Here is a 14,916-nt window from a genome sequence, read left to right as displayed (position 1 = left end):
TATATTCAATCCTTTAATCTTATCTATAAAATGAACAAAGATGCCTAGGAGCCTCTGCTAAAACAGCAACTCCTAGGCATCTACAGATCCAAGAATTAATTAACCGGTTATCAGGATTACAATGAAGTAAGCTGCCATGGCAATCAAACGAACAGGGAAAGCAAATTTTGCATATTGCAAACTTGTAATTTTCAGCTTTCCGGCGGCGATGATATTCGGAATATTTCCTGGAATAAGCATTCCTCCGCTAACAAGAAGCCCGAGCAATATGGCCTTAATGGTTGGTTCACTCATGGCTGGACTTATTTCAGCTGCAGCTAAGGTAGCATTGTCTAGGACAGCAGAAATCATATTAATCCAGTATAGGGCAAGTGGACTTAAATCAAGCAGGAATTTCTCGATAAAAGGCTGGAAACTGCCCCCAAAAACGTCAAGGCCATAACGAAAATATAAATCTTTAAACTGCGGACAACAATTTCCATATAGGACTCTTGTTCAGATACAGACTCATCATTCGTTTCTGTTTCACCATGAGCCTGGTTCTTATTTTTGGTTGATTTCCCTTTGGGCTTGATCATAAACGCGGCTAAGATCCCGAAAACAATAACACCTGGGATCACATAGACCCCAACTAATTTAAACAAATAAAGAAAGCTTTCATATAAACTCCCTACAACAATGGTTGATAATGGTTCACCAATGGGTGTTAATACAGCCCCCATTCCTATTGCATAGCAGGCGAGGATGACAAGTCTAATTTCCGATTTTCGATCCAGCTTGAGTACGCTAATGACTGATACAAGAATTACAGCAGCAACAATCGCTGTAATTAGGCTTGAAAGCAGTCCGAGGATAATGACAAGTAAGGCAATAAACAAACGATATGGCTTCGCATTGCTCATCCCAAGGATTCCTTTTTCAAGCGGGGCTTTAAACCAGTGGAACAGAAGTCCTGCAACTAATACGGCGATTGTAATGTTGATTGGATGGAGTAATGCTTCCTTAATGAGCGGCCAATCCATTACTTGGCTGACTAAGACAGATAGGACTCCCATAATAAACAAGAATACTTCGAGATTGCGTTCTACGAACTTCGTAAAAGGAAGCAAGAGAACTAATAACAAGATGATCGTTAAAACCCAATGATCACAAAGATTTCCCCCTTCTTTTCAAAAATGGTGACGAATTGATCTAATTAGGATCATTTTATTTGTTCTACATATACATTAAAAAGTAGCTTTTTCGTTGGATACCAGGCCTCCCTCTCAATAAAAATGAAAAAACACAAAAAGAGTCTATCTACCAAAGAACATAATTTCCCCTTGGTGACAGACTCCTTCTAAAAAAACTTACATAGTATTTAAATTTAATAATAGGCCTATTGGGATTTAGTGTAACATATCATGAAAGGCTTGGCAAAGTCTTTTATACAAAAAGAAGGCTTCTCCTAAGGAAGAAGCCTTTTAGCTGGCGAAGGATTTATTTTAATACCCAAATAAAGCAGAAGTAACGCTAGTGGTAAAGAAGAGCTGCGATCTTCTTGCAATCAACTACTAAAGTGTTTGCTGTTGGTGTTGGTCCCAGTCCCGGTCCCGGTCCCGGTATTCCCGGTCCACCAGGTAGACTAAAGGTAGCGCAGTCAGTTGTTGGATCATAACTAATAAATAACACACCCGTAATAGGACCAGTGGTACCTTCTAGAAAAATAACCACTTCAGTATTAAGAGCAGTATTTTTCAATTGGTGACATGCACAGCCTTTACCGCCCCCTTTTTATCTGGGACTTGTTTATGGTGTTGTTGGTTATCCCCTACAATGTGATGATAAATATGCTTTTCAATTCTGTCGGGATCCTCACGTCCGCAACCACATTCTGGATTACGCATAGTATCACCTAAAACATAGCAACTACACTCTAAGGCGACATTTCTATTCGGTCTACGTCTTCTGCCAAAATCCTCTTCTTCGTCATACAAAAGAATCGGAAAGACTACAATTAGCCTATTGTCTATTTATTATTTGATGTTTCCCGGAGCATACATTTAAGATATCACTCTTCTGTTAAAAACATTAATAAAATTAATGAAATACTACATAGACACGCGGGTTACAAAAGAATTTTTTCATGGTATATAAATATTAGACGTAACTTTACGTGAATTAGAACATATAAGGGAAATGACGCCATGTTAGAGTGCGAATTGGAAATCTGGGATACGCATGTGAGTAGTGAAAATAAAATGGAGGGACAATATAACCTACAATTTATGATGATGCATGGGAATGAGGGTTTTTACTGGCAGTTTATGCGATAGGAAGGTGTATGAGAGGGCTTCTATATTCTGCATTGCTTAATTCGGAGAACCATAATTCGGAAAGAAACTCAGTCATGGTTAAATAGTTGGCCTGTATATAACCTTGATTCGTATATTAGGATATGGGGGAATGGGAAGTTAGGAATTTTATCCACTTGCGTATTCATTAAATATCGGCCATCCAGACATTGTCTCAAGCTTATAGGTACTTGGGAAGACTGGCTAACCGCGGAACACTTATCATCAAAATTAACAATGATTTGCACGCTTTCTGAACGTAATAGTCTTCCGATATTAAGACCTCTTTAGGTTTATTGGTGGGAATACTAACAAAAAGCTGACCAATAGGATCAGCTTTTTTCCTTACTCCTCGCCAATTTTTCCCGATCTGTAGTCCCGGGAGGCTGTTCCAGCCAATTATGTTGAATCATAATATCTGCCCCGTTTTTAGCTAGTTTGGCAATTTCTAATGACAAACGTTCGTAATTTAAGATTAAATCGGTTCTCTGACTTGCAGCCGCGGCCGTTGCATAGTTTCCTATTCCTGACGCACTTATTAGAGACATATGAAACATCATCAATTTGTCCGAAAATGTTTGTGCTGTTGAATCACTTACACTGACATCAGGTACCTGTGGAGCTTCGATATTATCTTTCAAAAGGGTGTCCACAAAAATTTTAATATGTTTTTGTGAAATTTCTTTCCCACGAAGCATAAAATCCTGTACATCCTTAGATGGGGAGGTTTGGGCAAAGGCAAGGCATAATTTAATTCCCATTGAATTGGTAAGGATATTCATATACAAATGGCTAATTTCAACGGAGTTTAAGGATCGTTTTCCACTAAAGGGATTTAAACCACTCAAATACCGCTTACTGTCAACATAATCCGTTTCCTTTGGAACTTCAATATATGGATGTCTGGCGCTAACCCCTTTGGAAAGAGCAATTTTTAATGATTCAGTATAAAGATGATTGATTTCGCTTAAGCCCTGTGAAAAATAATGACAGATATCTTCCCGATAACTCATAGAAACAAAACCACTATATGCTAGCATTCCTACTTTAGCCATATGATTCACATAGGTTAAACAAAACAAGTCCGTAAATAGCCAAGGGGCGCTTATCTTAACGTCTTGTTCGGTAAAACCATTGGGAATGGCGTATTGCTCGTTTTCAAAAATAGTGACCAATTGCTCTAGATGATTGCTTGAAATATCATAAGCATATTGCACGACAGGTTTTATATCAGGATCTTCAATGTACTTTAGCATAAAACTTAAAATACATTTGGACATACTATCATTCATATAGCCTGTCCATAAAGAAGCAATTTCACCCGAAGTAAGATGAATCTTTTTATTCATTCTATAACCTCCTCAAAAAATTATCATGTCCAAAAATTTAGTTATTATTGGCTTTCAAATGCTTTTAGTTTCGGGCAAGATTAAATTTAAAACCTGTATGGCCAATCTTTCCTTTCTGTAATATAAGGGCTGTGAAAGGGAGGATGATTCAGTGATAGACCAAAAATTAATTGTAATCGGAAAACAGGAGTTATCACATAGGTTGTATAGGCTACGCATGGTAATGTTCAAAAACTGTTAAAAAATAATAGGCCGTAAGGATAATAGTAGAATCCGAGGCTGCTAAGTTTGTGGTCACTAAGAAGTAAAAAGGGACTTGTATTAACACAAAAACTGATTAAGGAGTACTCCCCAATCAGTTTTGTATTGCTTATTTTAGTAGCCTTAGACTATTTAAAATGACTAAAATGGTACTACCTTCATGACCGATGACACCTAACGGTAAATCCACTACTTGTAAGAAATTCGAGGTAATAAGAAGGATAATGATACTGATTGAAAAAATGATGTTCTGTTTGATAATTCTATTCATCCTTTTGGATAGGTGAATGGCTCCAGAAATTTTCGGTAAATCATTTGTCATTAGGACAATATCTGCTGTCTCAAGTGCTACATCGGTTCCGCCTCCCATAGCGATGCCTAAATTTGCGGTTGCAAGTGCAGGGGCATCATTGATCCCATCGCCAACCATCGCAACATTTCCATGCTTTGCTTTCAGTTGCTTTACATGTTCTACCTTGTTTTCTGGTAAACATTCGGCGATGTATTCATTTACATGACTAGCATCGGAAATAACTTTGGCTGTTTTGGTGCTATCACCAGTCAACATGATCGTATAAATCCCTTGCGTTTTTAAACGATCAACAGCCAGCGGGGTGTCCTTCCTAACCTGATCCATCAGGCCAATACATGCCACTAACTTTTCAGCTTTTTGTACGAAGACAACGGTTTTCCCCTCACCAGCTAGCTTCTCAGCAGATTGTTTAGCATCTTCTTCTTTCACAAACCCGGCTTTGCCAATTTTCCACTCTACTTGATCAATGATTGCTTTAACCCCCCAGCCAGGTAAATCCTCAATACTTTCTGGATGAATAAGATTATTCTCCAATTTTTCCTGTGCATATACGACTATAGCTTTGGCAAGTGGGTGATTGGAATGGCTTTCAATCGATGCAACGATTCGTAGGACATCTTCGTTTAAAAACCCTTTTTGGACGATAAAATCTGTCACCTCTGGCTTTCCATTTGTCAGCGTGCCTGTTTTGTCAAAGGCAATGGCTTGTAAATGGCTTAAATTTTCTAAATGAACGCCACCTTTAAAAAGAATTCCGTGCCGAGCACCATTGGAAATCGCCGATAAGGTTGCGGGCATAATGGAGGCGACAAGGGCACAAGGAGATGCCACTACTAGTAAAACCATCGCACGGTAAAAGGTTTCCACCCAGCTCCAATTCAATAGATAATGGGGAAGGAACATCATCATGGCTACTACAACTAGGACAACCTTTACATAAGTCCCTTCAAATCTTTCGATAAATAGCTGAGATGGAGCTTTTTCGCTCTGGGCAGATTGAACTAACTCAATAATCTTTTGGAATAAAGTTTCATTCGCTGGTTTTGTAATTTGAACGGTGATCGAGCCGTTTAAATTGACTGTTCCAGCAAACACCTCATCCTGCTTACCTTTTGAAACAGGAATGGACTCCCCTGTAATGGCCGCTTCATCAATGGTCGTCATTCCCTTGATAATTTTTCCATCGGAAGGCACTCGTTCTCCTGGTTTGACCAAAATCAAGTCACCAATCATTAATTCTGAGGTATTCACATGTTCCTCTATTCCATTCGTAACGCGTAATGCCTCTTCAGGTTGAAGCTCCATTAATGAGGAAATTTCCTTATGACTTTTGTTCATTGTATACGTCTCTAGTGCTCCACTTAAAGCAAAGATAAAGATTAAGATGGCCCCTTCAGTCCAATAACCAATAATAGAGGATCCAATGGCCGCTAGAATCATCAGCATCTCAACATTAAGCTCTTTATTGGCAATCGTTGCTTCAATACCTTCCTTCGCTTTTGCGAAGCCACCGATGATAAAAGCGAGTAGAAATAATAGGATAGACGACACTTCAAAACCGTCACGTTGAAGTAACCATCCGAGAAAAATGAATACTCCACATACAATCGCTGCAATTAGTTCTGCATTCACTTTCATCCTATCCCAAAGTTTTGCCCTTAAGAGTGGTTTATGACTCTTCAATGCTTGTGCTGCTTCTGTCTTCATATTTGTGTCAGCCTCCATTTCTCTTTAAAAAATGCATTTTACAAATTTTATTTTTTGATAATTATTACAATATAAATGGTACTGGAAAATGGTCGGTGAGTCAATTGTAAATGAGAAAATCATTTTCTAATTGATAATGATAATCATGATTAAAAGGAATATCTTAATTGATAAGGATAATCATTATTATATAATCTTTAATTTAAATGAATGGTAAATATCTTAGCTTGCTTCTGACAACATTGAATATGAAAAAACTTGGTTATTCTCTTTGGCGCAGAAAAGGGTAATTTTGCGCAGATGAACTCACACCAATGTGCCTCCGTATTCTTAAAGCCTTGAGCTGGGAGATTACTACCCTCATGAGGGATTAAATTAAAAGTATCTGTATGTGTATAGTACAATGATAGCGTCCTTTGACATCATGTTGTCTACTTATAGAGGGAAGAGGGCTGTCGCTCATAAATAGCCGCCTTTTTCCTTTATCCAGTCAGAAACTCTCAATTTAGGACAACAGCATGTTGGTCAGAAAAGCGCTGCGCCGAGAGGGGGCGAACTTAGCAGTTCATTCTATTATCCCGTTAAGCAAGCCCCTTCTGCATTTTTTGAGTAATGGCCGTCCTGCGAGGCATAGATCAGAAAGCTGTTGCCATTGTCATGTTAGATCTTATCCTCTGCTCCTTTAATTAGTGGGGATGGAAGAGAAATTTCACGGATTGGAGTTTCGCCTTATGTGTTTTGGGGTAGGGTAAAAAAGTATTTTATAATTGGAGATGTTATAATGTTTGATCAAGTCGATAATTGTATCAGTAATTTTTTTGATATAGAAGAAGTTATTGTTCAACCATACCTAAGTCTCCCATATGGAAGAAAGGTTATTGATCATACGGGTGATTATATGGTATTTTTTTATTATTATTTCTGCTGCCTACTTGAAAAGAAGGAGTTCAGAATAGTTTTAAAATAAAATGATTCCATTAAGAAACCCTGCCACTATTTGGCGAGGGCACTTTCCATTGTATAGATTCGATCCTCAATCGAATAGATTATGGACAATTTCAATTACCAAAGACATTACTGCTTCCGAAAATATGTCAAGTCCTAAACCTTTCCTTTTAGAACCTTTATTTTTAAAAAGAAGTGAAAAATGTTTCACTTTTTGGCAATAAGGACGGTGTGATATAAGGAAAACTCAAGCATTTTGAGATGCTGGAACGGCAAGGTTACTGGATAAAGGACGATCCCCTTGAAAAGTGAATAAATGTCGGTGTGCCGGTAAAAATACGTTTAAAAGAGGATGTTCAAAAAGTCCGGTAAAAATGACACTGCGAATTTCTTCGTTGGCTTGCTTCTCCGCTGCTCATGTACCTAAATGCGTACATTCCGCTGCTCGAAGGCTGCGCCGCCTCGAACTTCTTGGTCCTTTTTATCCTCCTTTTTGAACACGAATTTAAAATATTTGGAGGTTTATATATTGACGAATCAACCCAAAATGAGTGCCGCTGAACTTGGTTCACTATGGTTGACATACAATAAAAAAACACTTATTTTACGAATGTTGGAATATTTCATTGAGAAAGCCGATGATGAGGAAGTCAAAAATCTTATGTCAGGCTTGTTGGAACAACTTCATCCAAAGGTTATCGAAATGAAGTCTATGTTTGAAAATGAAGGGGCGGCATGTCCGGAAGGCTTCGCCAAAGAGGATGTCAATCTAGGGGCGTCAAAGTTATGGGAAAATGGTTTTGATATAATGTTGAGCAGAGTTCTGAAGGAAATTAGTACGGGGTTGTACGCACTTCATTTAACAATATCTTATCGAGAAGACATCATTCATTTTTATCAACAACTTACTGAAATAACAGAAACGTATTATAATCTGTTTACACAATATCTTCTGAAAAAGTCGATACTACCACGTCCGAATTATGTCACCATGCCAAAGGCAATGGATTTCATAACGGATAAACAATACATGAAAGGCACCAATATTCTGGGGAATAGGCGACCATTAAATATCGTTGAGTTTGGCGTACTATATCGATCGTTTGAGTCCAATATTATGGGGATGCAATTACTGAAAGGCTTTGCACAATGTGCGAAAGATAAGGAAGTGCAAAAATATTTTACAAAAGGCATGGAACTTTCTAAAGAAATTTTAAAAGAAGATGGGGATATCCTACTGCAAAATTCAACCCCCGGCTACACCGGGAGGAACAGTCACCAATTCAACGATCGCTCCATTTTCAGATAGACTCATGATGTTTTGTAATTATCTTTTAGGCGGTATGAATCTGGGCGGCCAAGGCTTTAGTGGTGCCTTGTTGTGGCGAAATGATTTGATAGCAAAAACAGGGGTACAGGCAAAGGATGTATTTGAATACACACTAGAAGGTGTTATTCTCATGATGTCCAAGGGATGGCTTGAGGAACCGCCCAAAATGGATCTGTAATCCTTTATCGCAATGATCCCGTTTGGATCAATCTTTTTCAAAAAATTGCAGAAAAATGATTCAAAATCTATGGTGGGCGGCCGGGTGAATATTTTGGCGAACCCCTTTGCGGCAGGAGGGAAAGGATGAATAAGAAATTAATTTTTAGGTATTATCGCGTTATTCATTGCTGTTGTATGAACAGCATGCGGGGGAAATGACGAAACCCACAATGATGCTAATATAGAACATGATTCAGCTGATAACAAAGAGATGGATGAAGGCAGGACTATTCGTTCGTACCGTTTACCTGCTCAAATGTTTGGACAAATAAACCATCGCCTTCTAACCACTCCGCAATAAATACATGGCGAGAATCATGAATTCCGTTTGTTTTCAGTTGAGTTGTGAGCCATTGTTTACTTTTGCCGATTTCCACTAATTCATCTACCAATAATTCCCCATCTCTAATTAATGTAACGGGAACAAAAATAGGTTGGGGTGGAAGGTTAAGGTCCTTTTGCTGCACCTTCTGCTTCTGTGATTTTTTCAAAATACTGATCGCACCATTGGACTCCAAATAGCAGTAAGCGACTTCTCGAATGGAAAAAGTTTCTGACTGTCTTAATAAACTTTGAAGTTGATTGAGATTCATGCGATTTTTCTTTAACTGCTCTCGATTGATGATTCCATTCTGGATTAATACAGATGGCTTATCCTCAGAGATAAGACGGATTTTTAAGGACTTTTGGCTAAGTACTTCAAAGAATAACAACATAGATGCCCATAGAATCATCGAAAAAACGACATATTGGATTCCCACTTTTTCGTCGTATAGGGCATTTCCTAATAACTCCCCAAAAACAATGGCACCGATAAAGGTAAAAGGTGTAATTTGATTGATAATGGTTTTACCAAGTATCTTCACGAGAATAAATAACATGATAAAGCCAATAATCAATTCAATGGTCAAATTTAAAAAATTCACTGCGCTTTTAACCCCAATCGTTCAAAGATTATTATCAACATAACCATTTTGAATCAAATTAAACATATACTAGAGGGTTCAATAGATATGGATCAAATCTAAATGCACGATATCCGGTCGCAAAGCCTTTGTGATCAATGTACAGTTCCTTCGCCTGGTCCGACCTTTACGTCGCGATGCTGTTCTGACCAACGCCCTGTTGGCCTAAATTCACGCCAACAACGTGGCAGCCTGTGTGAACTGGTTCTGGAAGACTCTAGTAAAAAACACACTTCATGCTAGCGTTTTCAAATAAAGGCCGACGATACTTTAAAAGCTTACCTATCATTATAAGAAGAATGTTAGGTTAAGTGGAGTAGTATTTAATCACTTTGTAATATAATTGAAACTTAGGGATTTGACTTGGAGCCTATGTGGGTACGATTTTTCTTGAAAGGCTGAAGCTAAGGTTTAAGCCTATCCAAGTCCTATCGTTGTTTACAGTGAATGAAGATAATAAGTAAACGAAGATAGAAAATAGGCTATTTTTGTTTCTCTATTAACGATGACTACGGTCAAAAATCATACTGTACATAAGGGCGCCGCAATTGTCGTTTCCACTTTGTGTTCAAATAAACAAAATAAGAAGCCTTATTTCTTCTATAAACTTTTCATTTTAGTCTTGATTCCCCAAAAAGATTGATTAAGAGATCTTCCGAAAAACAAATAGAGAATAGGCGCCTTTTTATGCAAGAAAAGTGCCCGATCAATGAAGATCGTTATGAAGAATTGTAGAATATTTCTAGCGTATCTGATTCCATACCCTTTCCAGATTTAATGGAACATAAACCTCGTCACAGAGTATCTCCTTATGTATGATAAGATTTTCAAAAGATTGATCCATATGCTCCGACTCGTACCTATGATGTGCTCTAAAGTTCTATCAACTTTTCAAAGCTTTCTTTAGACTTCCTCTTATCCATTCACCTCGATTATTGATATAACTAATTTTGGTTAATTAGAGCTTTACGAGTTTGTTTCCAATCAACCGCCACATTCCTTATTTGCTTGCTCTTATTCTTTGCAAATAACTAATATATTATGACAAATCCAAGGGGAATGGCTTTTTCTTTTTTTGTATTTCTCTCAACATTAATACGTGGTAGGGTTCAGGGAACACAAATTGCCAATATTAATTTAATATTAATCATTTCTAAGTTGTAAATGCTATTTATGGTTGATTCGAACAAAATCAACAAAGTGAATGAATTTCATAATTCCTAGCCCTTGTCCCCCAAGGGTTTATAGACACAAAAAAGGAAGTACCTCCCCAAGTCTTGTATAATGGTAGTCGACCAAAACATCCCAAAAAGACTGGAGGAGTATTCCCTATGACCATTATACGGCAACAAAGTCTATTTAGCATCGAAGAATTATACGAGATGGAACCTACCCAAAAATATGAAGAGATTATGGCTGCCATCGATTTGGATGCAATCTTCTACGAAATCAACAAGAAATCACACTTGGGTGCGCCTACTGAATTGAATTACGGCGCAATGGTTGTTAGTATTTTTGCGCGTTACATCGAGCGCATTCCGACAATCAAAGATCTCATCAAGCAATTGAACAACGACCTTTCGTTCAAGATGGACAAAAGCTCAGTGAAACTGATGTTTTGGAAAAAGTCCAAGAGACGATTATCCTGGACGCCATCTCGGAAGGATTTATCGAAGATGATACAGTGGCGATTGACGCCACTCACTTCGAAGCGCGTGATAAAGCGCCGGCGAAACAGGAAAAAACAAAGGAAGGACCCAAGAAACGCAGTCGTAAAAAGAAGGAAGAACGCGAACAATGGCTGATCGAACAGGCAGAACAGGAAGCAAATCTCCCACTATACGAAAAGAAAATCGAAGCACAGTTGGATGAACCACTTGCCCGGCTTCGTGCTGAAGTTCCGCAAAACCCCAAATGGGGTGTCAAGAAAAACAGTGAGGGTCAGAACGTGTTCTGGTTTGGCTATAAAGGGCATTTGGCAGTGGGTACGTCCAGCCAATATATTCTGCAGTCCCTATTTTCTTCCGGAAGCCTGAATGACGGAAAGGCAGCCATCCCGCTGTTGAAGGGAATCAAAGACAGACTTCCACTTATCAAGCTGATGTATACGATGGACGCCGGTTACGATTTTGAAGCAATCTACGAACAAGTACATCGTATGGGACACCGATCTATCATCGCTTATAATAAGCGGAATGAACCTGAGCCCATCGGGTTTGATGAACATTTCGCTCCAACTTGTTTCCGTGAGCATTCTTATCGTTACGATAACTATGATGCCAAGTATGAAACGTTAAAATATACACGGCCAAAGGAGTGCGTAGATTTCCGCTCGCGAACGAAGGCGTCTGCCAAAAAGTGTACAAAGTCAAAGTCACCACAGATTTACGGAAATAAGTGCACCGGCCCGCGGTTCAAAAGCATGGAAGAACCTTTTCAATCGCAGGACCGCAGTGGAACGCGTTAATGCTTATCTAAAAGGGTTCTTTCAACTGAACAACGTCCGTTATCGGACAGGGAAACGCGCGAAAGTTCACTTCGACTTACTAGTGTTAGTTTACAATGCTTCAAAACTCGCTGCCGATCGAATCGGTGCTCGTTTGAACCAAATTCAAGCTGCATAATTTCTGTTTTTTGAAATACAAATTGCGAATTCTGCCCTTGTTTGTATTTTTAAAAAGAGCAATTATGAAATTGATTCAAGTATTTATTAAATAAAAAAGGGTTGGGGAAATGTGCTTGATAAAAACATATATTTACTCTGTATGGAATCAATGATGAATATGCAAAGTATGAAAGAGAAGAGAAATCAATGCTATTACTACATTCATCAATTACCTTGATCAATTATAAAAATTTCAATATCTACTTATCAAATTTTTATTTTAGGAAAGTTTTATATTTAGTTTGGAATTTCTTGCGGTTTTTATTACAAACAAGAAGAATTATTTTTGTATAAATTACTCTGAATTTGCAAAGGTTAAGCATGGTGATATTTTAAACAAGCCCAACAGCAGATTCAACAGGCTCAACAACAAGTTCAGCAAGCACAAGCTACATCTCAAGTACAACAAAATTCATCTCAACAACAAAATCGACAAAACCGTTATCAATAATACTTATCCCCTTTAAAGGGGAATTGTTGGACTATAAACAAGTGGTATGGTAACAGACTTTGACTTCGTGATCGTTGGTTCGAATCCAACTAGTCCAGTCAAAAATTTTACATAATAGGAGCACTTCCTACAAAAGGGACAAGCCATACGTTAAAGGTTGATTGAAAATCATGAATTAGGGATAAAATAGTCCCTATGAATAATAAATTCACAATTGCAAGTTTTAAGTCGTCCATATTTCTATTTGATCGTCATTGCTCTCATATCGAAAGGGAAGTTCTAAATGGGACTGCTCTCTTTAAAAAAAGAAGGTTTCTCCAAAAGAAGAAACCTTTTCCATACCCATCCGCGGTAAAGCTGTAATGATTATCCATAGACAATGTTTATGAGACATACAAAAGTTATGTTCTAACTTTTATCCGTTACATCCAAAATATAGTGTTTATTGGGAGATGGAAGATTAAATTCAATATGAATGGTTATCCAGCATTTCCCAACGAAAAATATATTTAAACGATTACCAGACCTATTTGAGAAATAGGAAATATGTCCTTGCTGGTATGAGAAGCTTACTATAAGCAAATATACTTTAGTCGATTACTGCTCCTGTGAAGACGATAGGGCCAATAATGCGTGCTCTATCGTTAGCTTCTTCACTTCTAATTAATTCTGCGGTCAAGAAATATTCGGTATCATGATACTCGCAAGTTTTTCTACCACGGTCTACGTGATTAAAGCTCGTCGTTTGTCCTCGAAGTTCACCAATGTCTACACCGACGCCATCTCTTGTTGCAAATATAATTTCTCCAAATCTAGATCCTCTTCGAATCCGGAACTCTATTGTCAAATCTTCATTATTAAAGTTGCCTCTCCACCCTACTGTAGCCGCCAACCAAACTAAATTGCGAAATTTACTGCAATAATGTTTGTCATGTTTCGGACAAACCTCAATCTTTGCTAAAACTTCTTCTTCTCCTCTACGAATTTGTATAGGATTATCAACTGGCCTATTAAGAGGCTCACTAAATACAAATTGTTTTAAATCACTGTTGTTCATAGTATCCTTATTTTTGCCGCATCTACATTCTTTTTTATAACAATTTCCGCAATGTTCAGCATCTTCACTATAACATCCACAATGTGGATCATAATCCCAAGAAGGAGAAACGTCTTGGCATTCACATTCAAAAAAGTCCACTTCAGGATTTCTTCTTCTTCGTCTGCAAGTCTCAGCCCCTTGGAAATATTCATCTTCGTAATACATGATACATCGCTCCTTTTCTATAGTGAAACTGGGTCAGCTTCCAATAATAATATATTGAAGAACCCTTCATTTGGATTGGACATACAGTCTGGTGTAAACTCCCATTTTTATACGAAAAGCTGAAGGCGGTTGTTTAGAGGCATCAAGAAAACGTTCTGAAAATTCGGAGTGAAAATCTTTCCACATTTTTTATTTTAGAAGAAAAGCGGAAATGCATTGAAAAAGGTTTTGATTTGTTAAATGGAATAGGTTGAGGAAAATCCTGAGTTTAATTTTTAAAAAAGGCACCTACATGGGCAGGTACCTATCATTAGCCGAACGAAAATGGATCTTAGATGATAAGGAGTTTCTTCTAACGAAAGGGTGTTACCTAGTGCTTAATAAAGCTGGACGGCTTTCTACTATAGTATATTAAAAAGCATGTCAATTGATTGGACAGACAGTCTGGTGCAAACTCCTATTTTTTAAGTGAAGGATCTATCATGAATGTTGATTTTTAATAAAGAATGATTGTAGCCTTTTTTCCTGATTGGACCTAATCTTAACAATTTTGAGTTTGACTATCATAGGGCTAAGACAAGTGTGGAACTAAAGCCCCTACCCACACGATGGCTTTAAAGATACATATAATAGAGTAACTGAATAGAAGGGAGGGACAAAATGAGTTATAAGAGATGCAGTAAATGTGATGGACTGTTCTGTGATGTATTGCGTTCTTTACAGCCAAATTCACTAATAGATGATATTTTTATTGAAGGAACGGATAATAATAGTTTAAATGGCGGAAGACTTTTATCTTTAGACAGTGACACCTGCTTGGCGACGTTTTCAAATCCAACTATTACTGACGATAGTATATTTATCGTTTCTTGTAATAAAATAATTGGAATTGAGGTTAGTCCCCCTACCCCCTAATAATCTATTTGTCTTATCACAAAAAACAGCGTTATTTAGTTAACTCATGAGGGGCTCCTGTATGTTCAGGAGCTCTCAGACTGTAGACAAACTCTAAAATAACGAGTTGTTTACAGTCTTTTTATTTTTATATTGGATAGAGCAGGTTTTCCGAAGCTTACCGCTCGCTTTCCGCGTGGTGAGCGGATGTTTCTCCATG

9 protein-coding genes, 1 tRNA gene and 2 pseudogenes are annotated in these 14,916 nt (G+C 37.8%); 5 read left to right on the top strand and 7 right to left on the bottom strand.

The annotated features are described in order from the left end of the window. Positions 1-99: 99 nt before the first annotated feature. From J2Z23_RS00140 to J2Z23_RS00120, 5 genes and pseudogenes are all read right to left on the bottom strand, one after another. A pseudogene (locus tag J2Z23_RS00140) lies at positions 100-1,109 on the bottom strand (DUF1646 family protein). Positions 1,110-1,512: 403 nt separating this feature from the next. Then, a complete protein-coding gene (locus tag J2Z23_RS00135; protein ID WP_209972889.1) occupies positions 1,513-1,740 on the bottom strand; it encodes a hypothetical protein in 228 nt (75 codons plus the stop codon). Continuing rightward, a complete protein-coding gene (locus tag J2Z23_RS00130) occupies positions 1,737-1,976 on the bottom strand; it encodes a hypothetical protein (protein WP_209972887.1) in 240 nt (79 codons plus the stop codon). The genes J2Z23_RS00135 and J2Z23_RS00130 overlap by 4 nt, the downstream gene beginning before the upstream one ends. A 689-nt stretch (positions 1,977-2,665) precedes the next feature. Further along, the gene (locus J2Z23_RS00125; protein WP_209972886.1) at positions 2,666-3,682 is read right to left on the bottom strand and encodes a DUF3231 family protein; all 1,017 of its coding nucleotides are present in this window, start codon (positions 3,680-3,682) and stop codon (positions 2,666-2,668) included. Between the two features lie 370 nt (positions 3,683-4,052). Further along, on the bottom strand, positions 4,053-5,963 hold the full coding sequence (locus J2Z23_RS00120) for a heavy metal translocating P-type ATPase (protein ID WP_209972884.1): 1,911 nt from the start codon (positions 5,961-5,963) through the stop codon (positions 4,053-4,055). 1,474 nt (positions 5,964-7,437) lie between these two features. Here J2Z23_RS00120 and J2Z23_RS00115 point away from each other — a divergent pair. After that, positions 7,438-8,217 carry a DUF3231 family protein gene (locus tag J2Z23_RS00115; RefSeq protein ID WP_338018400.1) on the top strand — a complete coding sequence of 260 codons (780 nt, stop codon included), beginning with the start codon at positions 7,438-7,440 and terminating at the stop codon, positions 8,215-8,217. Next, complete coding sequence (locus tag J2Z23_RS22685) at positions 8,132-8,416, top strand: DUF3231 family protein (protein ID WP_338018399.1); 285 nt, start codon at positions 8,132-8,134, stop codon at positions 8,414-8,416. The genes J2Z23_RS00115 and J2Z23_RS22685 overlap by 86 nt, the downstream gene beginning before the upstream one ends. A gap of 268 nt (positions 8,417-8,684) precedes the next feature. On the opposite strand, the gene J2Z23_RS00110 is transcribed toward J2Z23_RS22685, so the two are convergent. After that, positions 8,685-9,383, bottom strand: a complete 699-nt coding sequence (locus J2Z23_RS00110) for a DUF421 domain-containing protein (protein WP_209972882.1) — start codon at positions 9,381-9,383, stop codon at positions 8,685-8,687. Between the two features lie 1,370 nt (positions 9,384-10,753). Here J2Z23_RS00110 and J2Z23_RS00105 point away from each other — a divergent pair. After that, positions 10,754-12,046 (top strand): annotated as a pseudogene (locus tag J2Z23_RS00105) (transposase). A 519-nt stretch (positions 12,047-12,565) separates the two neighbouring features. Then, positions 12,566-12,636 (top strand) — tRNA-Gln (locus J2Z23_RS00100). Positions 12,637-13,127: 491 nt separating this feature from the next. Here the strand turns inward: J2Z23_RS00100 and J2Z23_RS00095 are convergent. Then, positions 13,128-13,802: a hypothetical protein gene (locus J2Z23_RS00095; protein WP_209972880.1), complete on the bottom strand. Its 675-nt coding sequence runs from the start codon at positions 13,800-13,802 to the stop codon at positions 13,128-13,130. Positions 13,803-14,462: 660 nt separating this feature from the next. Between J2Z23_RS00095 and J2Z23_RS00090 the strand changes: the two genes are divergently transcribed. Next, the gene (locus J2Z23_RS00090) at positions 14,463-14,717 is read left to right on the top strand and encodes a hypothetical protein (protein ID WP_209972877.1); all 255 of its coding nucleotides are present in this window, start codon (positions 14,463-14,465) and stop codon (positions 14,715-14,717) included. Positions 14,718-14,916: the final 199 nt, after the last annotated feature.

This window comes from Lederbergia galactosidilytica, from assembly GCF_017873565.1.
Classification (GTDB): domain Bacteria; phylum Bacillota; class Bacilli; order Bacillales; family Bacillaceae_C; genus Lederbergia; species Lederbergia galactosidilytica.
This window is presented reverse-complemented; position numbering and strand designations above follow the sequence as displayed.

What these genes read in the sequence shown, in the direction of transcription:
- J2Z23_RS22685 (WP_338018399.1), top strand. Translation starts at nt 8,132, where the DNA reads ATGGGGATATCCTACTGCAAAATTCAACCCCCGGCTACACCGGGAGGA.
- J2Z23_RS00095 (WP_209972880.1), bottom strand. Translation starts at nt 13,802, where the DNA reads ATGTATTACGAAGATGAATATTTCCAAGGGGCTGAGACTTGCAGACGA.
- J2Z23_RS00090 (WP_209972877.1), top strand. Translation starts at nt 14,463, where the DNA reads ATGAGTTATAAGAGATGCAGTAAATGTGATGGACTGTTCTGTGATGTA.
- J2Z23_RS00125 (WP_209972886.1), bottom strand. Translation starts at nt 3,682, where the DNA reads ATGAATAAAAAGATTCATCTTACTTCGGGTGAAATTGCTTCTTTATGG.
- J2Z23_RS00120 (WP_209972884.1), bottom strand. Translation starts at nt 5,963, where the DNA reads ATGAAGACAGAAGCAGCACAAGCATTGAAGAGTCATAAACCACTCTTA.